Annotated in this window: 18 protein-coding genes; 8 read left to right on the top strand and 10 right to left on the bottom strand. The window is 68.7% G+C overall.

Features of this window, described 5'->3' with window-relative positions; translation table 11 throughout:
• The first annotated feature begins 1 nt into the window (after nt 1).
• On the top strand, nt 2-205 hold the full coding sequence (locus tag HUA78_RS26065) for a hypothetical protein (protein WP_141648459.1): 204 nt from the start codon (nt 2-4) through the stop codon (nt 203-205).
• Nucleotides 206-280: 75 nt separating this feature from the next.
• Here the strand turns inward: HUA78_RS26065 and HUA78_RS26060 are convergent, their stop codons facing one another.
• Nucleotides 281-1,606: a TerB family tellurite resistance protein gene (locus HUA78_RS26060; protein WP_254623903.1), complete on the bottom strand. Its 1,326-nt coding sequence runs from the start codon at nt 1,604-1,606 to the stop codon at nt 281-283.
• A 225-nt stretch (nt 1,607-1,831) separates the two neighbouring features.
• Nucleotides 1,832-2,692, bottom strand: a complete 861-nt coding sequence (locus HUA78_RS26055) for a metal-dependent hydrolase (RefSeq protein WP_174454780.1) — start codon at nt 2,690-2,692, stop codon at nt 1,832-1,834.
• Between the two features lie 228 nt (nt 2,693-2,920).
• Here HUA78_RS26055 and HUA78_RS26050 point away from each other — a divergent pair, with 228 nt between their 5' ends.
• The 3 genes from HUA78_RS26050 (at nt 2,921) to HUA78_RS26040 (ending at nt 6,494) form a co-directional block, all read left to right on the top strand.
• The gene (locus tag HUA78_RS26050; RefSeq protein ID WP_174477384.1) at nt 2,921-4,777 is read left to right on the top strand and encodes an HSP90 family protein; all 1,857 of its coding nucleotides are present in this window, start codon (nt 2,921-2,923) and stop codon (nt 4,775-4,777) included.
• Nucleotides 4,777-5,895 carry a hypothetical protein gene (locus HUA78_RS26045; protein WP_174477383.1) on the top strand — a complete coding sequence of 373 codons (1,119 nt, stop codon included), beginning with the start codon at nt 4,777-4,779 and terminating at the stop codon, nt 5,893-5,895. Before HUA78_RS26050 ends, HUA78_RS26045 begins: the two co-directional genes overlap by 1 nt.
• 308 nt (nt 5,896-6,203) lie before the next feature.
• Nucleotides 6,204-6,494 (top strand): hypothetical protein, encoded by a 291-nt coding sequence (locus HUA78_RS26040; RefSeq protein WP_141649472.1) that lies wholly within the window; start codon nt 6,204-6,206, stop codon nt 6,492-6,494.
• Between the two features lie 98 nt (nt 6,495-6,592).
• On the opposite strand, the gene HUA78_RS26035 is transcribed toward HUA78_RS26040, so the two are convergent.
• The 6 genes from HUA78_RS26035 to HUA78_RS26010 all read right to left on the bottom strand — a co-directional run bounded on the left by HUA78_RS26035 (nt 6,593) and on the right by HUA78_RS26010 (nt 14,459).
• A complete protein-coding gene (locus HUA78_RS26035) occupies nt 6,593-8,989 on the bottom strand; it encodes a Tex family protein (protein ID WP_174477382.1) in 2,397 nt (798 codons plus the stop codon).
• A 45-nt stretch (nt 8,990-9,034) separates the two neighbouring features.
• Nucleotides 9,035-9,580: a GNAT family N-acetyltransferase gene (locus HUA78_RS26030; RefSeq protein ID WP_174477381.1), complete on the bottom strand. Its 546-nt coding sequence runs from the start codon at nt 9,578-9,580 to the stop codon at nt 9,035-9,037.
• 131 nt (nt 9,581-9,711) lie between these two features.
• Nucleotides 9,712-9,876 (bottom strand): class I lanthipeptide, encoded by a 165-nt coding sequence (locus HUA78_RS26025; RefSeq protein WP_174454774.1) that lies wholly within the window; start codon nt 9,874-9,876, stop codon nt 9,712-9,714.
• A 206-nt stretch (nt 9,877-10,082) separates the two neighbouring features.
• Entirely contained in the window at nt 10,083-12,239 is a 2,157-nt protein-coding gene (locus tag HUA78_RS26020) for an alkaline phosphatase (protein ID WP_254623902.1), read from the bottom strand.
• 237 nt (nt 12,240-12,476) lie between these two features.
• Nucleotides 12,477-13,568 (bottom strand): recombinase RecA, encoded by a 1,092-nt coding sequence (gene recA, locus HUA78_RS26015; RefSeq protein WP_141648877.1) that lies wholly within the window; start codon nt 13,566-13,568, stop codon nt 12,477-12,479.
• 117 nt (nt 13,569-13,685) lie between these two features.
• A complete protein-coding gene (locus HUA78_RS26010) occupies nt 13,686-14,459 on the bottom strand; it encodes a hypothetical protein (protein WP_174467671.1) in 774 nt (257 codons plus the stop codon).
• A gap of 84 nt (nt 14,460-14,543) precedes the next feature.
• On the opposite strand from HUA78_RS26010, the gene HUA78_RS26005 reads away from it, so the two are divergent.
• Genes HUA78_RS26005 through HUA78_RS25990 form a run of 4 tightly spaced genes read left to right on the top strand, consistent with a single transcriptional unit; the run spans nt 14,544 to nt 16,370 of the window.
• Nucleotides 14,544-15,146, top strand: a complete 603-nt coding sequence (locus tag HUA78_RS26005; RefSeq protein ID WP_246137821.1) for an RNA polymerase sigma factor — start codon at nt 14,544-14,546, stop codon at nt 15,144-15,146.
• Nucleotides 15,143-15,619 carry an anti-sigma factor gene (locus HUA78_RS26000; RefSeq protein WP_174477380.1) on the top strand — a complete coding sequence of 159 codons (477 nt, stop codon included), beginning with the start codon at nt 15,143-15,145 and terminating at the stop codon, nt 15,617-15,619. The genes HUA78_RS26005 and HUA78_RS26000 overlap by 4 nt, the downstream gene beginning before the upstream one ends.
• Nucleotides 15,616-16,110 carry a DUF3106 domain-containing protein gene (locus HUA78_RS25995; RefSeq protein WP_141648873.1) on the top strand — a complete coding sequence of 165 codons (495 nt, stop codon included), beginning with the start codon at nt 15,616-15,618 and terminating at the stop codon, nt 16,108-16,110. The genes HUA78_RS26000 and HUA78_RS25995 overlap by 4 nt, the downstream gene beginning before the upstream one ends.
• Entirely contained in the window at nt 16,107-16,370 is a 264-nt protein-coding gene (locus HUA78_RS25990; RefSeq protein ID WP_174477379.1) for a hypothetical protein, read from the top strand. Before HUA78_RS25995 ends, HUA78_RS25990 begins: the two co-directional genes overlap by 4 nt.
• Nucleotides 16,371-16,472: 102 nt before the next feature.
• Here the strand turns inward: HUA78_RS25990 and glmS are convergent, their stop codons facing one another.
• Together glmS and glmU are read right to left on the bottom strand one after the other, a co-directional pair.
• Nucleotides 16,473-18,308 (bottom strand): glutamine--fructose-6-phosphate transaminase (isomerizing), encoded by a 1,836-nt coding sequence (gene glmS, locus HUA78_RS25985; RefSeq protein ID WP_141649119.1) that lies wholly within the window; start codon nt 18,306-18,308, stop codon nt 16,473-16,475.
• Between the two features lie 109 nt (nt 18,309-18,417).
• Nucleotides 18,418-19,827 carry a bifunctional UDP-N-acetylglucosamine diphosphorylase/glucosamine-1-phosphate N-acetyltransferase GlmU gene (gene glmU, locus HUA78_RS25980; RefSeq protein ID WP_220137960.1) on the bottom strand — a complete coding sequence of 470 codons (1,410 nt, stop codon included), beginning with the start codon at nt 19,825-19,827 and terminating at the stop codon, nt 18,418-18,420.
• Nucleotides 19,828-19,949: the final 122 nt, after the last annotated feature.

Genomic DNA, 19,949 nt, shown 5'->3' with positions numbered 1-19,949 from the left:
CATGCGTCGAATCATGATGAGCGCGGCACTGATGGTGGGACTGGGCGGAGGCTTCAGCGTGGGAGCAAACCCGTTGCCGACTGAATCCGCGGGACCGACCCTCCCGGGCATCTGCAGCAGGAGCTTGTGCCAGCACCAATGCAGCCTGTCGGGAGCCACCGGCACCTGCTTCAACGGGATGTGCATCTGCACCATCGACCTGTAGCGGGCCGGGCCCTCCGAACCGTTGAACACGGAGTCCGCAGCCAGGGCGTCGCCACCTCGCGCCCTGGCGCTGTCCCTACCCGGCCTCGCGCTCCGGCCCGTAGTCCTCCGCGTCGTCCGGGAAGGGCGCGGGCGCCTCATCCTGGAACGAGCTGGGCAGCAGGCTGAACGGCAACAACTTGGCCAGCGCGGCCAGGAGCAGGAAGCCTCCGGGCGCAGCGAAGATGGCGAGCGCGGGAATGGCCTTGGCCACGTCGATGAGCTGCGCGCGCATGCGGTGCCGCTCGTCCTCCGTGAGCTTCTGCCGCCGCGCCAGCTTCGCCACCAGCACCGCCAGGTCGCCCGTCTCGCGGACCTCCTGCATCAGCCGGTAGAAGTTCTTCTCCAGCGTCTCCTGCATGCCGGCGACCATGTCGTCGCCCATGGCGCTCGCCGCGTCCCTCACGGTGAACACATCGACGATGGAGCGGTGGCGCGCATAGAACTCCGCCATCTCCAGCTCCAGCCGCCGCAGCTCCTCTTTCGGCACGTGCAGCGCGTCCGCCAGTTCGTCGATGAAGGCCCGCTCGCGCCGCGTGCGCCGGCCATCCACCAGCGCCGCCAACAGCGTCTGCTCCAGCAGGAAGTGCCGCATGTCCACGCTGCGCACCTGGCGCACCACGTCCCGCACGGAGCGCCGTCGCTCGAAGGACTGCTTCACCGCCGCCTTCAGCTCGGAGGCCATCGCCGCCGGCAGCTTCAAATCCTCCACCTGCTTGAGGATGGCCCGCCGAGCGGGTGTGCCCGGCTGCCGGTCCACACACGCCAGCCCCGTCAGCACGTCCACCAGCAGCGCCTTCTGCTTCGCCGCGAAGTCGGAGCGCCGCCGCACCTGCTCCTTCAACAACCGCCCGCTCGCGAAGTAGTCGATGGCCTGCCGGCAGAACAACTGCGCGTCCGCGTACTGCGCGCCGTTGTGCAGCACCAGCCCGTACACCGGGTCTCCGGCCAGCGTGGGCTCGCGCTTGCGCAGCGCCACCTCCACCTTCGCCACCTGCCGCTTCGTCACCGGCTTGCCCACCGCGAGCTGCTCGGCCAGCGTCGACGCCAGCTCCAGCTCGCCGGACAACACCGCGAAGAGGACCAGCAACTGCTCGCCGCGAGGCCCGGCCGGCGCGCCCACGTGCCGCGCCAGCTCCAGCGCCAGCGTCGCCAGGGTCCGCACCACCGCGTGGAAGAGCTGATCCTCCAGCGCCCGCGCATGCAGCTCCGTGTCCGGACCCGCCTCCAGGGACTCGGGAGGGTCCGCCGGAGTGCCGTACAAGAGCCCACTGGCGCGAAGGGTGCGCCGCAGGTACGCCCGGGCACGGGCGCGTCCCGAGCCCAGATGCAAGGCGGTCTCCTCCGAAGCGGGCGTGCCCATGTGAGCGGCGACCGCTTCATTGAGGAGCGGAGTGAGCCACCCCGCCTTGCTGAAATCCAACACCGGAACACCCCCGGACCCGCCTCGTGACGGTCCGGCGGATGTAACCCACCCGCCCCCGGGATTCCACCCACCCTTCGGGGGATTGACCGCCCGGAGTCAGCGGCCTCAGAACCGGGACTTCTACGGTCCCGGAAGAGTGCCGCCCCGGACGAAAAGCCCGGCCTACAGCGCGGTGGACTTCCCGGGCTCCAGGTCCATCACCTTCGCCGCGCCGCGCAGCTTCTTCAGCTCACCCTTGAGCGCGTCCGGGTTGCCCTGGAGCAGCGGGAAGGTGCCGTAGTGCATGGGGACAATCGTCTGCGCCTTCAACAGCCGCGCCGCCTGCGCCGCCTCCGCGGGGCCCATGGTGAAGTGCCCGCCGATGGGCAGCATCGCCACGGTGGGCTTGAACTGGGTGGCGATGAGGGACATGCCCTCGAAGGGACCGGTGTCACCCGCGTGGTACAGGGTGGGACCCTTCTCGATTTGAATCACGTACCCCAGCGGCGCGCCCGCGTAGTGCGACGGGCCCTTGGGGTCCGACTGGTAGCTGCTGGAGTGCACCGCCTGCACCAGGTGGATGGTGGCGTCCTTCACCTGGAACGTCCCGCCCGCGTTGGCGCCCACCGACTGCGCTTCGGGCAGGCCCAGCAGGTTCACCAGCTCGAACGAGCCGAACACCTTCGCGCCCGTCTTCTGCGCCAGCGCCTTCGTCTCGCCCACGTGGTCGAAATGGCCGTGGCTGACGAGGATGGCGTCGAGCGCCTCCGGCTGCGCGGTGTCCTTGGGCGCCTTGGGGTTGGTGAGCCACGGGTCGATGGCAATCACCGCGCCCCCCGGGGTGCGGATGACGAACGCCGCGTGGCCCCACCACGTCACCTCCGTCTTGCCCTTCGCCACGGCCGGAGCCTTCACCGCCTCCGCCTTCTTCGGCGCCGCCGCGCCCTGGGCCGGGGTGCCCTGCGCCGGAGCGCCCTGTGCATGGGCCACCCCCGCGAACGTCACCAGCGCACCCACCGCGACTGCCACGAGCTCGTTCCGCATGGTTGTCCTCTCTCGGGTCGAAAAATCACGACGTGACGCCGGGGGCCCTCACGGCACGCCCCGGCCGAGCCGCCGCTTGGCACTGTCCGGGCGGCCATTCAAGGGCCTGGGCGAATCGCCTGCCCCTGGGGCGACAGATGCCTCGGCGGCCGGGTCGCCGCAATCTCGAAAACCGCAGGAGGTTCCTTCCCCGCCCAGGCCGTCCCCTGGGCTAACGTCGGGACAGCCGTGGACCACCGATTCCAAGTCAGCCTCCGCGGGGTCATCGACCTCCTGTCCCACCACCTCTACAGCTCCCCGGGCGTCTACCTCCGAGAGCTGCTCCAGAACGCCACCGACGCCATCCGCGCCCGGCAGCACCTGGAACCGGAACACCAAGGCACCGTCCGCCTCGAGCTGGTGGAGAAACAGGATGGCGGGCCTCCCACCCTCGTCTTCAGCGACGACGGCGTCGGACTGACGGAAGAAGAAATCCACCGCTTCCTGGCCACCATCGGCGAGTCCTCCAAGCGCGAGGCCCTGGAAGACCGGCGCAAGGACTTCATCGGCCAGTTCGGCATCGGCCTCCTGTCGTGCTTCATGGTCTGCGACGAGCTGCTGCTGGTGACTCGCTCGGCGCGCGGGGATGGACGCACGCTGGAGTGGCGCGGCCGGCACGACGGCACGTACGCCGTGCGGGTATCCGAGCACCCGCTGGAGCGGCCGGGCACCCAGGTGTTCCTCGTCGCTCGCGCGGACATGGTGGAGTGGTTCGCCCCGGAGCGGCTGCGCCAGCTCGGCCGGCACTACGGCGGCCTGCTGCCCTTCCCCATCCAGCTCACCGTGGGCGCGGAGCAGGAGCGGCTGGACCTGGATGGCGCGCCCTGGCGCCGCGACTACGAGAGCGCGAGCGAGCGGCGCAAGGCGATGCTGGAGTACGGGCGCGAGGTCTTCGAGACGGACTTCATCGACTGCATCCCGCTGCGCTCGCAGGCGGGAGACGTGGACGGGGTGGCCTTCGTGCTCCCGGCCTCTCCGCACTTCAACTCCAAGCAGAAGCACCGCGTGTACCTGAAGCACATGCTCTTGTCGGAGAGCGCGGAGAACCTGCTGCCGGAGTGGGCGTTCTTTGTGAAGTGCGTGGTGAACGCCAACGCGCTGCGCCCCACCGCCAGCCGCGAGTCCTTCTACGAGGACGGCGCGCTCGCCCAGGCGCGCGAGGCCCTGGGCCACGGGCTGCGCAAGTACCTGGTGGACCTGGCGCACGAGGACCCGCGCGCGCTGCAGCGGCTGATTGGCCTGCACGGGCTGAGCATCAAGGCCCTGGCGCTGGACGACGACGACTTCTACCGGCTGGTGATTGGCTGGCTGCCCTTCGAGACGTCGCTGGGGGTGACGACGCTGGCGGAGTACCGGCGCGCATACCCGGTGGTGCGCTTCACTGCGACGTTGGACGGATTCCGTCAGGTGGCGCGCGTGGCGGGGGCGCAGGGGCTGTGCATCATCAACGCGGCGTACACGCACGACGCGGCACTCCTGGAGAAGCTGCCGCACGTGGTGGAGGGCGCGCAGGTGGAGCCCTTCTCCGCGGCGGACCTGCCGCAGAGCTTCGAGGAGCTGACGATGGACGAGCGCGACGCGGTCTTCCCGCTGTTGCGCACGGCCGAGCAGGTGCTGGCCCCGTTCCACTGCGGCGTGGTGGTGAAGAAGTTCTTCCCGGCGGAGGTGCCCACGCTCTACAGCGCGGACGAGGAGGGCGCCTTCCGACGTGACGCCGAGCGCGCGCGGGACGAGTCCGACGACCTCTACGCGAGCGTGCTGGAGGGGGTCATGGCGGCGGCGGGCGGCGAGCCGGCGCAACTGTGCTTCAACCTGCACAACCCGGTGGTGCGGCGGCTGGCGGCGGTGACGGACCGGAACATGATGAAGCTGTCGGTGGAGATGCTCTACGTGCAGGCGTTGCTGCTGGGTCAGCACCCGCTGAACGCGCAGGAGATGACGCTGCTCAACCAGGGGTTGCTGGGGCTCATCTCCGCGCAGCTCGGTACGGGAGGCTCGGGCGGCGGAGAGGGTGACGGGGGCGTGGGCTCGGGAGGGCTGCACTGATGGCCGGCGACTGGCGCGAGGAGGCCCAGGCGCTATGGGACCGGGCAGGCAAGCAGAAGTCGAGCGAGAGCAAGGTGAAGCTGCTGGAAGAGGCGGTGCGGATGGCCGACTCCCACGGCGACGTGGACATGGGCTATCAGCTCCGCGACGACCTCATCGACGCGGCGACCTTCGGCGGCTACCCGGACAAGGCCCTGGTGGCCTTCGCGTGGTGCCGGGGCCAGCAGAAGAAGGACCCGGAGCGCTTCGAGCCGGAGGGCCTGCTCTGGAAGCAGAAGTGGGTGGTGGGGCGCATCAAGGAGTTCCCCCACATCTCGCGCAAGCAGATTACCGACGCGCTGGACGACATCGAGCAGTGCTTCACCAAGGTGGATGCCGGCAAGCGCTCGGTGCTGAAGCTGCGCTACCAGACGGCGCGGGACATGGGCGACGACGCGGCGGAGGTGGACCGGTTGTGGGCCTCCTGGCTCGCGACGCCCAGGGACCACCTGACGGACTGCCGCGCGTGCGAGCTGGATGACGAACTGGACCACCACGTCGAGAAGGGCGAGTGGGAGCAGGCGCTGCGCAAGGCGAAGCCCATCCTGGAGGGGCGGGTGAAGTGCGCGGAGATTCCGCACCTCACGCTGGGCACGCTCTTGTATCCGCTGTTCAAGCTGGGCGAGCTGGAGCGGGCCGCGGAGATGCATCGCCGGGGCTACAGCCTGACGTCGAAGAACCGCGACTTCCTGGCCACGGTGGGCGACCACATCGAGTTCCTCACGCTGACGGGGAACCTGGCGCGCGGGCTGGCGCTGCTGGAGAAACACCTGGAGTGGACGCTGGACCACGGGAGCTTCAATGACCGCTTCATCTTCCTCGTGGCGGCGACGTTCCTCCTGGAGCGCGTGAAGGCCACGGGAGACCGGGACGTGGTGAGCCTGCGGCTGACCAAGGCATTCCCGGAGCACCGCGCCGACGGCGGGTACGAAGTGAAGGCGCTGCACGCGTGGATGCTCAAGCAGGCGAAGGACATCGCCACGCGCTTCGACACGCGCAACGGCACGGACCGCTACGCGCGGCGGCTCGCGCGAATCCAGCGGCTCGCGGAAGAAGTGCGCGAGTTCCCGCTCGATTGACGCACGGCGTGACGCGGGCTGCCCTTAGGGGGCCCGCGGACGCGCACGCGGCCCGAACCGGAATTGACCGAAATCCGGATTTTGCCGCGTTGCGTCTGTGAATAAAGCATCAGTCCTTGCGAGTCATTGCGGGCTTCGCACTTCCATCCCATGGACTTTCACATATCAATAGCGCGCGCCCATCCCAGGCGCCCCGACGGATGCTTGCCATTCCGCCGGACCCTCGAAGTCAGACAGGACGCACCATGCATCTCGTAAGGCTTTCCCTCCTGACGGTGTTCGCAGTGGTCGCTACGGCTTGTGGTGGTATGGAGTTGGACGAGGGAGGCACGACGGAGCCCGTCACGCCGCCCGCCCAGGAGCAGGTGTCGCCCGACACGACGTCGGAGGACGGCAACAACGTCAGCGCGTTCGCCGCGTGTAGTGGCTATGACGGCAACAACTACTGCTTCGCGGAATGCAACGACACCATCAACTACTGGTACGTGGTTGGGCATGTCTCCACGGTCGGCTACGGCAACTGCGCCTCGGCGGCGTTCGCCTTCTGCAGGTCCATTGGCTACAACGGCCACAATGGCGCCTGCTGGGGTTACCCCTAGCCGTCAGCCATTGACGCCGCACTCATAGACAGACGTCACGCCCCGCCAAGGTCCACCGGCGGGGCGTACTTCCAGGCGTCTCGACAGCCCCTCGCCACTCAGCGCTTGAGGTTCTTGAACGGGTTGTTGAACGGCTCCGGGCCCTTCTTGTCCTTGTCGCTCCCGCCCGAACCCGGCCGCTGACCTCCAGACTGCGAGCCCGCGCCCTGCCCGCCCGGACGCGCACCGGAAGCCCCCTTCCCTCCGCCACCAGGGCCCGAGGGCCGTTCTCCGCCCCGGTCCGTCATCCGCCCCGCGCCCGACGCGCCACCCACGGCGGGTCGGCCCGAAGGCTGCGGCGTGCCGCCCTCCTGCGCCGCGCGCACGGACAGCGCCAGTCGCTTGCGCTGCAAATCCACGGTGAGCACACGCACCGTCAGCCGGTCCCCCACCTTCACCACCTCGGAGGGGTCCTTCACGAACTTCGTCGAAATCTGGGACACGTGGACAAGGCCATCCTGGTGCACGCCCACGTCCACGAAGGCGCCGAACGCGGTGACGTTCGTCACCACACCCTGGAGCACCATGCCCTCCTTCACGTCCTCCAGCGTGCGCAGGTCGTCCCGCATCACCGGCGCGGTGAAGTCGCCGCGAGGGTCCCTGCTCGGCTTCTCCAGCTCCGCGAGGATGTCCTTCAGCGTCAGCTCTCCCAGGTCCGGGCCCAGGTAGCGCTTGGGGTCGATTTTCCGCACCAGCGCGGCGTTCCCCACGAGCGAGCCCACCTCCACGCCCAGGTCCTTCGCCATGCGCTCCACCACCGAGTAGCGCTCCGGATGCACCGCGCTCGAGTCCAGCGGCTCCGGCCCTCGCACGCGCAGGAAGCCCGCCGCCTGTTCGAACGTCTTCGGCCCCAGGCCGCTCACCTTCAGCAACTCCCGCCGCGTGGTGAAGCGCCCCTTCGAGGCCCGGTGCGCCACCAGCTTCTTCGCCAGCGACGGGCCCACGCCGGACACGTGCTCCAACAGCTGCGGTGAGGCGGTGTTCACATCCACGCCCACCGCGTTCACGCACGAGTCCACCACCTCGCCCAGCTTCTTCTTCAAGAGCCCCTGGTCCACGTCGTGCTGGTACTGCCCGACGCCGATGCTCTTCGGGTCTATCTTCACCAGCTCCGCGAGCGGGTCCTGCAAGCGCCGGCCAATGGACACCGCGCCCCGCAGGCTGACGTCCATTTCCGGGAACTCGTCACGGGCCACCTCGGACGCCGAGTAGATGGACGCGCCCTGCTCGCTCACCGACACCACCGGCACCTGCGAGCCCAGGGCCTTCAGCGTGTCGCGCACGAAGGTCTCCGCCTCGCGGCTGCCCGTCCCGTTGCCCACGGCGATGAGCTCCGGCTTGTGCTTCTGCACCACGGCAGACAGCAGCTTCGCCGCGCGCACCCGCTCGTCCGCGCCGCGCTCCGAGTAGAGCGTCACCGTCTCCGCCACGCTGCCCGTGTTGTCCAGCATGGCCAGTTTGATTCCCGTGCGCAGGCCCGGGTCCAACGCGAGCACCGCGCGCGCGCCCGCCGGAGCGGTGAGCAACAGGTGCCGCAGGTTCTCCCCGAAGACGCCAATGGCGCCCTTGTCCGCGCGCTCCTTCAGCTCCGCGCGCAGCTCCGACTCCAACGATGGCCCCAACAGCCGCTCCCAACTGTCATCCACCGCGGCGCGCAGCTCCGAGGCGAAGAGGGACTGTGGCTTCGTCACCACGCGCCCACCGAGCAGCGCCTTCACCTCGTCATCCGGCATGTTGAGCTTCACCTTCAACACGCCCTCCTCCTCACCGCGCAAGAGCGCCAGCACGCGGTGCGACGGGGCCTGGGACAGGGGCTCCTCGTGGCCGTAGTAGTTCTCGAACTTGGTGGGCTCGTTCTTCTTCGCGGGCACCACGTCCGAGCGCAGCGTGCCCCGCTTCGCGCACACCTCGCGCGTCGCGCGGCGCAGACCCGCGTCCTCGCTCACCCGCTCCGCGCAGATGTCGCGCGCGCCCGCGAGCGCCGCCGCCAGGTCCGGCACCTCTTTCTCCGCGTTGACGAAGGGGCGCACCTTCGCGTCCGCGTCCTCGCCCCGCTTCCCCTCCTGCTTCCACAGGAGGTCCGCCAGGGGCTCCAGCCCCTTCTCCCGAGCGATGGCCGCGCGCGTGCGGCGCTTGGGCTTGTACGGCAGGTACAGGTCCTCCAGCTCGGTGCGCGTCTTGGCCGCCTTGAGCGCCTTCGCCAGCTCCGGCGTCAACTTCCCCTGCTCCTCCACGGAGCGCAGAATCGTGTCGCGGCGCGAGTCCAGCTCGGTGCGCTCGGAGGCCTTGTCGAGGATGGTCTGGATTTGAACCTCGTCCAGCCCTCCCGTGACTTCCTTGCGATAGCGCGCGATGAAGGGAACGGTGGCTCCGTCGGCGTTCAGCGCCAGGGTGCGGTCCACCTGCTCGGGCCGGAGCCCCAGCTCCTGCGACAACTCAGCGGCGTAGGCGTGCATGACGCCCCTTCTATAACCCGGTCCCCACGCGGCTCCCAGCGCACGTCACCCGCGCTGTCGGGACTCCCACTCAGAGCACAACAGTCCCCAGTATTGCTGGTCCTTGCGCTCCCCGCGCAGCATGCAGTGCCCGCGCATCGTCCCCTCCAGCGTGAAGCCCAGCTTGCGCGCCACGCCCTGGGACGCCAGGTTCTCCGACAGCGTCGTCAGCCACACCCGCTCCAGGAAGGGCAAGGTGAAGAGGCGCTCCAGCATCATCCCCACCGCGCGCGAGCCCAACCCGCGCCCGTGGTACGCCTCCGACAACATGTAGCCCAGCTGCGCCCGGCCATGCTCCCGGGACACGTCCCGAGCGGACACCGTGCCCACCCACGCGTCCTGGTACCGCACGAACCAGCGAAACCCCTTCGCCCGAGGCTCCTCCAGCGAACTCGCCTCCAGGATGCGCTTCACCAGCGTCTCCGGCGAGTCCTCCTCGGTGTCCACGTAGCGCCGCGCGGCGGCTTCCGCGCGCAGCGACATCCAGAAGTCCACATGCTCGGGCCGGGCGGGAACGAGGTGGAGGTCCGAAGCCGAGGAGCCAGTCGTCATGGCCCGACTTCTAACGCGTTCCACCTCGGAGGACTGCCTCCGCGGCAGCGCCCCTCGCTCCGCCGGAGAGCCGCCGACCTCAAGGCCAGCGGCGCTCGTGCCTCGAAGGGCCCTACGGAGTCACGCCGACGTCAGTCGGCGTTTGAGGCGATGATGGTGGCGATGATGATGACGGGGATGGTGATGGCAGGCGTAGTCCCGCCCACCGCCCCCTCGAGCTGCCCCAGCTGATTCACGTCCAGGGTGCGAAGGGTCTCCTTCTTCAGCGACAGCTTCTTGATGCTTTGCGCAGTCATGGCGTCTCCGAGTCCTGGTGAATGCAACACACCGCACCGAGCCCCCTGGCTCGGCCATTCGTCAGGTTAGACGGACGCCGAATCCCGCACACCTGGGTGCGAAGACACTCACGCCCGAGACGCGGCGAGGGCCGCCACCGGAGCGTCCTGGCTCTCGGCGCGGCCCTCGTCCCCCCCCTCGCGTGGCGAGAGCGAGTGTCACGTCATCAGAGTTTGGTAATCGTCCCGTTCTCGATGCGGAAGTCCACGCGCGTGAACTTCGCCGCGAGCTCGCTGTCCGTCTTGAACGAGTAGTCCTTGGCCACCTCGGAGCTGGGGATGAGGTGGTAGGAGGCCAGCGCCTGCGTGCCCTTGAGCTCCATCACCACGAAGCCGTGCTCGTCACCATTGACGTAGCGCATGCCCGGGTTGGAGGCCATGAGCGAATCGTTCAACTGCGTGACGACGTACTTGTAGATGGGGCTGTTGGGCGAGTAGCCCGCGCCGAAGACGGCCAGACCCGCCAGCTCCTTGATGGAGCCGGAGGTAATCGCGGGCGCAGTCAGTGTGGGCACGCCCGACTCCTCCGACGCGAACGACGCGTGGATGTCGCCGGAGATGAACATCGCGTTCTTCACCTGGTTCGCCCGGACGAACGCCAGCAGCTCCTCCTTCTTCGTGGGGAAGCCGTCCCACTGGTCCACGCTGAAGTAGAACGCCTGACGCAGCGTCGCTTCACCGATGTCCGGCTTGTCGGACAGGTCGAACACCATGGACGTCATCGACACGGAGCTGACGACAATCTTCCAGGTGTTGGTCGACTGCAGCTGCGTCTGGAGCCACGCCTGCTGCGCCTGGCCGAGCACGTCCTCCGTGGCGCCCTGCGAGGCCCCATAGGTGAGGCGCGAGAACAAGTCATAGATGGGCTTCACCACGATGTAGCGCGAGCCCTGGATGCCGAACAGGCCCGCCTTGCCCATGTGCACGTAGGCCAGCCCCCGGGGCGCGCCCGTCGCGGAGAGCAGCGGAATCGCCGGCTGCTGCGCCGCCACACGCGCGGTGTTCACCGCCGTCAGCACCTGGTTGACGTAGAAGAGCGACTGGCCGCCCTTCACCCATGACCCGGCCTTCTCCGTGGCCTCCGCCTGGGTGAGGCCCGCGCCCATCGCCTGCTGCACGTACGCGCCCTGCAACACCGCCTTCTGCACGGCGTGCTCCGCCGCGTCGATGTCCACGTAGGCGAACGTCTCCGACTGGAGCAGCGCCTGCACCGGCGCGGGCAGGTTCGGCAGCGCCACGGCCAGCAGCTGCGCGGGCACCGCCACCCGGCCCGGGTACGCGTCCTCGGGGATGAGGTGGTCCGGACGGAAGGTGCGGTAGTCGGCCACCGCCAGCTTCAGCGCCTTGCCGAACTCGAAGTCACGGTAGACGCGCGTGTTCGGGTACACCGGCGCGGCCGCCGGGTCCATGGCGCCCTCCGCCGAGTTCGTGTTGTCCAGCGGGATGTACTCGAAGAAGGCCCGCTCCGAGTTCTGCTTGCGCTCCAACTGCAGCTCCGACGCGCGCCCATCCAGGTACGTCGCGTTGGGCCCCCAGCTGTCGTCGGAGAACTCATGGTCGTCCCAGATGACGATGAACGGGTAGCGCTCGTGGACCTTCTGGATGATTTTGTCCGTGCGCAGCGTCTTGTAGAGGTCGCGGTAGTTGGACAGCGAGTTGGCCGCGAAGAAGGCCCTCAGCCCCGTGCCCACCTTCAGCGCCTTCTCCGGCTCGCTGAACTTCACCGTCCGGGTGTCGCCGCCCGACTGGAAGGACGGGTCGCCCGTCGTCTCGTAGACGTAGTCACCCAGGAACACGACGAAGTCCAGGTCCTCGTCGAGCTGCAGCAGCCGCTGCCACGCGTTGTAGTAACGGCCGATGTAGTCCTGGCAGCTGGCGAAGGCGAACTTCACCGCCACGTCATCCCCGGCCGCCGGCGCCGTGCGGGTGCGGCCCGTCGCCGTCGTGTACTTCTGCCCGCCCGTCTCGAAGGTGAAGCGGTAGTAGTACGTCGTGCGCGGCGACAGGTTCGTCACCTTCACCTTCAGCGCATGGTCATTCGCCACCAGCGCCGTGAAGCTCCTGTCCAACACCAGGCTCGAGAAGCTCTCGCTCGTCGACACCTCCAGCCGCACCGGCGCATCCGCGCCCGCGTTGTCGGGGTTCACCGCGCGCACCCACAACACCACGCTGTCCGGACGCGGATCTCCCGAACAGATGGACTGAGGGAAGTACTTCGCACCGTCATGGGTCTGCGTGTCGTCGTCGGAACAGCCGAATGAGGTGCTTGCCGCGACGGCAACCACGGCCTGCAGGAAGCTGCGACGCTTCAATCTGTCGAACAAGGCGGGACTCCCGAAATGGAGCGCGGGTGAAGGACCAGCGCGCGCGAGTCTACGGCCCTCGTCCATCACTCCGGAAACATCCCCGCCACGCCTCCGACACAACGCACCGTGTCAGCACTCCGCGACGCACGCGACTCACGCGGCCCGCATGAAACACGACGGGGCTGCCCTCGACTGGAGAGGACAGCCCCGAACGGCGTGTCGAGAGGCGGCTCGCGAGGAGCCGCCGTCACCGACTCACTTCACGGCCTTCACGCGCGGGCGCTTCTCGGTGGTGGCCTCGGCGGGAGCCTCCTCCGCGGCGGGAGCGGCGGCGGCGCCCGGGCCCTTCGCGATGCCGTACTTCTCCAGCACGCGCGCCTCAATCTCCTTCGCCACCTCCGGGTGCTCCCGCAGGTAGTCCTTCGCGTTCTCACGGCCCTGGCCGATGCGCTCTCCATTGAAGGAGAACCAGCTGCCGCTCTTCTCCACGATGTTGTCGTTGGAGGCCAGGTCGATGAGGTCGCCCTCACGGGAGATGCCCGAGCCGTACATGATGTCGAACTCGACCTCCTTGAACGGAGGGGCCACCTTGTTCTTCACGACCTTCACGCGGGTGCGGCTGCCCACCACGTTATCGCCGTTCTTGATGGCGCCGATGCGGCGGATGTCCATGCGCTGCGACGCGTAGAACTTCAGCGCGTTGCCGCCCGTCGTCGTCTCCGGGTTGCCGAACATCACGCCAATCTTCATGCGAATCTGGTTGATGAAGATGACGCACGTCTGGCTCTTGGAGATGGTGCCCGTGAGCTTGCGCAGCGCCTGGCTCATGAGGCGCGCCTGCACGCCCATGTGCGCGTCGCCCATCTCGCCCTCGAGCTCCGCCTTGGGGACGAGCGCGGCCACCGAGTCCACCACCAGCACGTCGATGGCGCCCGAGCGCACCAGCATCTCCGCGATTTCGAGCGCCTGCTCACCGGTGTCCGGCTGGCTCAGGAGCAGGTCGTCGGTGCGCACGCCCAGCTTGCGCGCATAGCCCACGTCCAGCGCGTGCTCCGCGTCCACGTAGCCGCAGATGCCACCGCGCTTCTGCGCCTCCGCGACGATGTGGAGACACAGCGTCGTCTTGCCGGAGGACTCCGGTCCGAAAATCTCGATGATTCGGCCCTTCGGCACGCCGCCCACGCCCAAGGCGATGTCCAAGGAAATCGAGCCCGTCGAAATGGCCTGCACGTCGTGCATCAGCGGCTCGTCGTTGCCGAGCCGCATGATCGAACCCTTACCGAACTGGCGCTCCACCGCGGACATCGCCAGCTCGATCGCCTTTTCCTTCTCCTGATTCACGGCCATTTGACTTGAGCTCCTTGTATTGGCGAGCCACCCCGGCTCACCTGAACGCGCTTTTAGTACGCGATGGGTAGACCCTAGTCCACCCCTCTGACATCCGTGTTGCATCCTGTCGGTCAGCTAGCTCTCGCGGAGGGCAGCCAGGAGGACGGCGACCGCGCCTGCCACACCTGCCCACAGCCCCCCGGCGTGGCCGGCCGACCCCAGGGCCAACAGCAGCCCGTAGCCCGACACGAGGGCCAGCAGGCCCAGGCCCAGCCGGTACACGGGACTGCGAGGCGGGGCAAGCCACAAGGCCATCATCGCCATCACGCTCAGGCCCACCTGCAAGGTCACCGTGCCTTCGACGATGCCCGGCCGCAGCAGCTCCTCGAGGACCTGGGCCAGCAGCCCGCCGGTGAGCACGGTGGCGGGCACTCCGGCCCCGAAATCGAAGACGCTCTTGCGGCCGCCGGGCCGGGCCGCGGTGTTGGCGCGCAGGTGCTTGAGGTCGTCGGGCTCGACTTCCAGGGCGTAGGGAAAGCCCAGGGACAGGAGCGCCTCCACCGCCACCGCGCGGCAGGAGCGCCCGTCGGCGTCCACCAGTCCGTCCAGCCTTCCGCCGTCGAGCAGCCGGTGCAGGGTGTCCGCCACCTGCCGCTCCCCGCCGCCGGTCCCCAACTGCTTCAGGACTTCATTGAGGCGCGCGGCCGCCTCGGGCCGCTCCGCCTGGGAGGCCCCCACGGCCTGCTCCACCCGCACCAGCACCGGCAGGGGCAGCTCCACCGGAGGCGTGGGCCGTCCGGCCGCCTCTGACGGAGGAGGTGCCCAGGCGGCGAGGTCCGCCAGACGCTCCTCGTCCGCGCCCTCCTCGGGTCTGGAGCTGGGTGGATGTGTGCGCGTGGCGTCCGACACGGGGAGACTGTATCCACGGAGGCCCGCGCGGTTCAAAGAGACGGTGTCCGCAACTTCTTGCGGGTAACGGGGTTGAAGTCGACCGTGGACGTGGATTCGGACGCACAGGCGATGCTGAAGGTGGCCGCGGGGGACCGTCGGGCGTTCGCCTGGCTGTTCGACCGCTACCATGCGAGCGTGGCGCGTTTCGCCTTCCGCTTCGTGGGAGACAGGGAGCGCGCGGAGGAGCTGACGCAGGACATCTTCGTGAAGCTCTACCGCAACGCGAAGGCGTACCAGCCCACGGCGCGCTTCAAGACGTTCCTGTTCCGGGTGGCCACCAATCACTGCCTCAACGAAGTACGGCGCGGGGAGTACCGCGTGGCCCACACGTCCACCGAGGCGCCGGACGGCGAGGAGACCGGAGGCGTGGAGATGGCGGGGCCGGACGGCGACAGGCCGGACCAGGCGCTGGCGGGACGGGAGCTGGAGCAGGCGGTGGGCGACGCGCTCCGCGACATGAGTGACCGGGAGCGCGCGGCCTTCACCATGTGCCGCTTCGAGGGCATGGCCTACCGGGACATCGCGGAGGCGCTGGAGGCGAGCGAGTCCGCCGTGAAGAGCCTCATCCACCGGGCGACGCTGGCGGTGGCGCGCAGGATTGAAGAGCTGCAGGCGGGCACCGTGCCCGCGAGGAGCAGGGCATGAGCTGTCATTTCGAGGAAGACCTCACGGCCTACGTGGACGGCGAGCTGCCCGCGGCCCGCCGCGAGCAAGTCGCATCCCACCTGGTCGGCTGCACCGGGTGCCGCGCGACGGAGGCGCTCCTGCGCCACACGGTGGCAAGGGTTGCGGAGTTGCCGGACTTCGTGCCCTCGGCGGACACGAGGCGCGCGGTGCTGGCGAAGCTGGATGCGCTGCCGGTGCCGTGGTGGGAGCGGCTGCGGACGTTGCTGCGCCCGGCGGTGCTGGTGCCCTCCGCGGGGCTGGCCGTGGCGGTGGGGCTGGCGCTGGTGGTGGTGGGGCCGGGCCCCGAGGCACCCGAGGAGCTGGAGGACCCGGCGGTGATGGAGCTGGCGGCGAACCTGGAGCTGGTCGAGGACTACGAGCTGTTGGGGCTCGACAGTCCCGAGGACCTGGAGGTCGTCGCGAGCCTCCACGAACTGGAGGTGGCGCAATGACGGGCCGGACGTGGATGGCGCTGGGCCTGGGGGTGGCGCTGCTGACGGGCGCGGCCGCGCGCGCGGAGACGGAGCGTCCGGCGACGGCCGCCGAGCGCTTCGAGAAGATGACGCCGGAGCAGAAGCAAGCGCTGCGCGGAAAGCTGCGCGAGTTCAAGTCGCTGCCGAAGGACGAGCAGACGCGCATCCGGGGCAACCTGGAGCGCTGGCGCAAGCTGCCCCCCGAGGAGCGCGAGCGGCTGCGCGCCAACCAGCGGGAGCTGCGCAAGCTCAACGTCGCCGAACGGCAGGCCCTGCGTGAGCAGGCGCGCGAGCTGAGGAAGATGGACCCGGAGCGGCGCGCCGCGATGCGCCAGCGGATGAAGGCCTACCTGCGGGAGAACCCGGAGCGGCGCGAGCAGCTCATGGAGAACATGCGCCGCTGGCGGCAGATGACGCCCGAGCAGCGCCAGGAGATGCGGGAGCGCGTGCGCGAGAGGCGGCGCCGGTGAGCCCCGCCGCACCTCTCGTGTTGTTCGTGGCGCTGGTGGCAGCCCCGGTGGCTCTTGGCGAGGGCCCGTCCGAAACGCCCGCCACCGAGGAAGCTCCCCTCCCCCCGGTCCCCGCCAGGACTCCGTCGCGTGAGCCCACCCGACCCGCGACAGCCCTGTCAGAGGAGGACCGCGAGGTGGTGGAGAACCTGGAGCTGCTGGAGAGCATGGACGCCGCCGAGGACCTGGAGCTGCTGATGGAGCTGGCCCAACAGGACTGAGCGCTCCCCGCCCGGCACCAAGTCCTCCCGAGAACGACGAAAGCCCGAGCTCCCTCGAGGGGAACCCGGGCTTCGCGTGCGTCAGGGACGCTCGAGCGGCGGCTACTCCACCGTCACGCTCTTGGCGAGGTTGCGCGGCTGGTCCACGTCATTCCCGCGCATCTCCGCCACGTGGTACGCGAGGAGCTGGAGCGGAATGGTGGCAATCACGGGCGCGAGCAGCGCGCACGCCGCCGGAACCCGGATGACGTGGTCGGCGAGCCCGCCCACCTGGTCGTCGTCCTCGTCGATGACGGCGATGACCTTGCCGCCGCGCGCGCGGACCTCCTCGATGTTGCCGATGATCTTCTCGTAGGCCACGTGCGGCTTCTTCGGCGCGATGACCACCACCGGCATCTTCTCGTCGATGAGCGCAATCGGGCCGTGCTTCATCTCGCCACCCGCGTAGCCCTCCGCGTGGATGTACGAAATCTCCTTCAGCTTCAGCGCGCCCTCCAGCGCCACCGGGTGCATGGGGCCGCGACCGAGGAAGAGGAAGTCCTGCGAGTTCATGAACTCACGGGCCACGCGCTTCACGGCCGGCTCGCACTTGAGCACCTCTTCAATCATCTTCGGGATTTCCGTCAGATGGGTGAGGTGCTCCTGCGCCGCCGCCACGGACAGCGTGCCGCGCATGCGGCCCAGCTTCACCGCCAGCAGGTAGAGAGCCACCAGCTGCGTGGTGAACGCCTTGGTGGACGCGACGCCAATCTCCGGACCGGCGTTGGTGAGGACGGAGAACTCCGCCTCGCGCGTCATCGCGCTGCCAATGACATTGCAGATGGCCATCGCCGTGGCCCCGCGCGCCTTGGCCTCCTTGAACGCCGCCAGCGTGTCCGCCGTCTCACCCGACTGGCTGATGGCGATGGCCAGGTGCGAGGACTCGACAATCGGGTCGCGGTAGCGGAACTCGCTCGCCAGCTCCACTTCCACCGGGAGCCGCGCCAGCGTCTCAATCATGTGCTTGCCGGCCACGCCCGAGTGCCACGACGTTCCGCACGCCAGGATGGTGATTTTCGTCAGCGAGCGGACCTTCTCGGGCGTCATGTTCCAGCCCTCGAAGTGGACGTCGCCCTCGGTCAGGAGCATCCGGCCGCGCAGCGTGTCCGCGACGGCGCGGGGCTGCTCCCAGATCTCCTTGTGCATGAAGTGCTTGTAGCCGCCCTTCTCCGCCATCATCGGCGTCCAGTCGATGCGGCGGGTGGCGCGGTTCACCGGCTGACCCTGGCGGTTGAAGATGTCCACCTTGGCGGCGGTGACGATGGCCAGGTCACCCTCCTCCATGTAGACGATGTCGCGCGTGTGCTCGAGCACCGCGGGCACGTCGCTGGCGATGAAGTTCTGCCCCTCGCTCAGTCCCAGCACCATGGGCGACGCGTTCTTCGTGCAGACGATGCGGTGGGGGTCCGTCGCGCTCACCACCGCCAGCGCGTACGTGCCCTTCACCTGGTCAATGGCCCCGCGCACCGCGTCCGGCAGCTCCTTGCCGGCCTCCAGCTCATCCGAGATGAGGTGGGCGAAGACCTCCGTGTCCGTCTCCGACGAGAACACGTGGCCCTTGGCGCGAAGCTGCGCCTTCAGTGACAGGTGGTTCTCGATGATGCCGTTGTGGACCACCGCGACGTTCTTGTACGTGTGCGGGTGCGCGTTCTCGTCCGAGGGACGGCCGTGCGTGGCCCAACGGGTGTGGCCAATGCCGATGTTGCCTTGCGGCTGGTCCGCCACCACCCGGTTCTCCAGGTTGCGCAGCTTCCCCGTGGCGCGCACCACGTTGAGCTGGTTGCGATTGACCACCGCGACGCCCGCCGAGTCATACCCCCGGTACTCGAGCTTCTTGAGCCCGGACACCAGGATGGGAGCCGATTCCTTGTCACCGACGTAACCAACAATCCCGCACATATTCAGACCTCTCTCTCACGCCCACGCCCGCCGGAGCAAACCGAGGGATACCCATACTTCTCTGGGAGTGGCTGTCAGGCCGCTCCCCAAGCAAGAGCCACGCCCGCGCTCAACCGCCCTTCGCCGCGCGGCGCGCCTTCTTCGCGGCCACCCAGCCTTCCTTCGTCACCTGTGGCGCGCGTGACACAGCGAGGCTGCCGGGCGGCACATTTTTCGTCACCGTGGTGCCCGCCCCCACGTAGGCGCCGTCCCCCACCTTCACGGGAGCGACGAGCTGCGTGTCGGAGCCGATGAAGACGCCGTCTCCCAGCTCCGTGAGGCTCTTGTTCACCCCGTCATAGTTACAGGTGATGGTGCCCGCGCCCACGTTGCAGCCCGCGCCAATCTTGGCGTCACCCAGATAAGTCAGGTGGTTGGCCTTGGTCCCCTTGCCGATCTGCGCCTTCTTCGTTTCCACGAAGTTACCCAGATGCACATCCTCGGCCAGCTCCGTCCCGGGACGCAGGCGAGCGAACGGGCCAATGACGTTCCGCACGCCGACCTTCGCCTCCTCCAACACGGAGTAGGGCTTGAGCACGGAGCCGTCCGCCACGGTGGAGGCGCTCACCACACAGCCGGGGCCGATGGTGACGTTCTCTCCCACCACGGTGCCCGCCGTCAGCACCACCCCGGGGCCCACCTCGCTGTCGGCGCCCACCACCACGTCCTCTTCGATGAAGGTCGTGTCGGGGTCCAACAAGGTAACGCCGGCGCGCATGTGCGCCTCGTTGATGCGGCGCTGGAGCACCCGCGCCCGCGCCGCCAGCTCCACCTTGTCATTCACGCCCGCGGTCTCCGTGGCGTCCACGTCCACGGTGCCCACGCGACCCTGCTTCGAGGCGAGCTCCACCAGGTCCGTCAGGTAGTACTCACCCTGCGCATTGTTCGGTTTGATTTCGGCCAGCGCCTTCCAGAGGAAGGCCGCGTCGACGGAGTAGATGCCCGCGTTGCACTCCTTCACCGCGCGCTGCTCGGCGGTGGCGTCCTTCTGCTCCACCACCCGCACCACCCGGCCCCCCTCGCGAAGGACGCGGCCGTAGCCGGTGGGGTCGTCGAGCATCGTCGTCACCATCGCCAGCACCCCGCCCGCCTCGTCGTGCGCGGCGAGCAGCGCCGCCAGCGTTTCACGACGGAGCAGGGGCACATCCCCGTACAGGATGAGGACCCGGCCGGAGAACCCCTTCAGGGCCTCTTCCGCAGAGCGCACCGCGTCCGCCGTCCCGCGCTGCTCACGCTGGAGCGCGAAGCGCAGGGGCGCGTCCGGAAACAACGCCCGGACTTCCTTCTCCACGCTCTCCGATTGATGGCCCACGACGGGCACCACCGTGGAGGCGCCAAGCTCGAGCGCTCGCTTGAGGGGATATGCGCACAGGGGCTTTCCGAGGATGGCGTGAAGGACTTTCGCCTTCTTCGACTTCATCCGCGTGCCCTTGCCCGCACACAACACCACCGCCGACAGAGCTGTCATGCGGCGGAGAATTAGGGACAGGGAATCGAGTCGTCAACCGCGCGAGGCTCCGAAGTCTCGGAGGTGTTGTCAGGTCGCGGCTTCGCGCTCACGGCCACGCACAGCGCGTTGCTCTTCACCGTGATTCCGAAGCT

It is taken from the genome of Myxococcus sp. CA033, from assembly GCF_013336625.1.
In the GTDB taxonomy this organism is placed as follows: Bacteria; Myxococcota; Myxococcia; order Myxococcales; family Myxococcaceae; genus Myxococcus; species Myxococcus llanfairpwllgwyngyllgogerychwyrndrobwllllantysiliogogogochensis.
This window is presented reverse-complemented; position numbering and strand designations above follow the sequence as displayed.

What these genes read in the sequence shown, in the direction of transcription:
- HUA78_RS26065 (WP_141648459.1), top strand. Translation starts at nt 2, where the DNA reads ATGCGTCGAATCATGATGAGCGCGGCACTGATGGTGGGACTGGGCGGA.
- HUA78_RS26060 (WP_254623903.1), bottom strand. Translation starts at nt 1,606, where the DNA reads ATGGGCACGCCCGCTTCGGAGGAGACCGCCTTGCATCTGGGCTCGGGA.
- HUA78_RS26055 (WP_174454780.1), bottom strand. Translation starts at nt 2,692, where the DNA reads ATGCGGAACGAGCTCGTGGCAGTCGCGGTGGGTGCGCTGGTGACGTTC.
- HUA78_RS26045 (WP_174477383.1), top strand. Translation starts at nt 4,777, where the DNA reads ATGGCCGGCGACTGGCGCGAGGAGGCCCAGGCGCTATGGGACCGGGCA.
- HUA78_RS26040 (WP_141649472.1), top strand. Translation starts at nt 6,204, where the DNA reads ATGGAGTTGGACGAGGGAGGCACGACGGAGCCCGTCACGCCGCCCGCC.
- HUA78_RS26035 (WP_174477382.1), bottom strand. Translation starts at nt 8,989, where the DNA reads ATGCACGCCTACGCCGCTGAGTTGTCGCAGGAGCTGGGGCTCCGGCCC.
- HUA78_RS26030 (WP_174477381.1), bottom strand. Translation starts at nt 9,580, where the DNA reads ATGACGACTGGCTCCTCGGCTTCGGACCTCCACCTCGTTCCCGCCCGG.
- HUA78_RS26025 (WP_174454774.1), bottom strand. Translation starts at nt 9,876, where the DNA reads ATGACTGCGCAAAGCATCAAGAAGCTGTCGCTGAAGAAGGAGACCCTT.
- recA (WP_141648877.1), bottom strand. Translation starts at nt 13,568, where the DNA reads ATGGCCGTGAATCAGGAGAAGGAAAAGGCGATCGAGCTGGCGATGTCC.
- HUA78_RS26000 (WP_174477380.1), top strand. Translation starts at nt 15,143, where the DNA reads ATGAGCTGTCATTTCGAGGAAGACCTCACGGCCTACGTGGACGGCGAG.
- HUA78_RS25995 (WP_141648873.1), top strand. Translation starts at nt 15,616, where the DNA reads ATGACGGGCCGGACGTGGATGGCGCTGGGCCTGGGGGTGGCGCTGCTG.
- glmS (WP_141649119.1), bottom strand. Translation starts at nt 18,308, where the DNA reads ATGTGCGGGATTGTTGGTTACGTCGGTGACAAGGAATCGGCTCCCATC.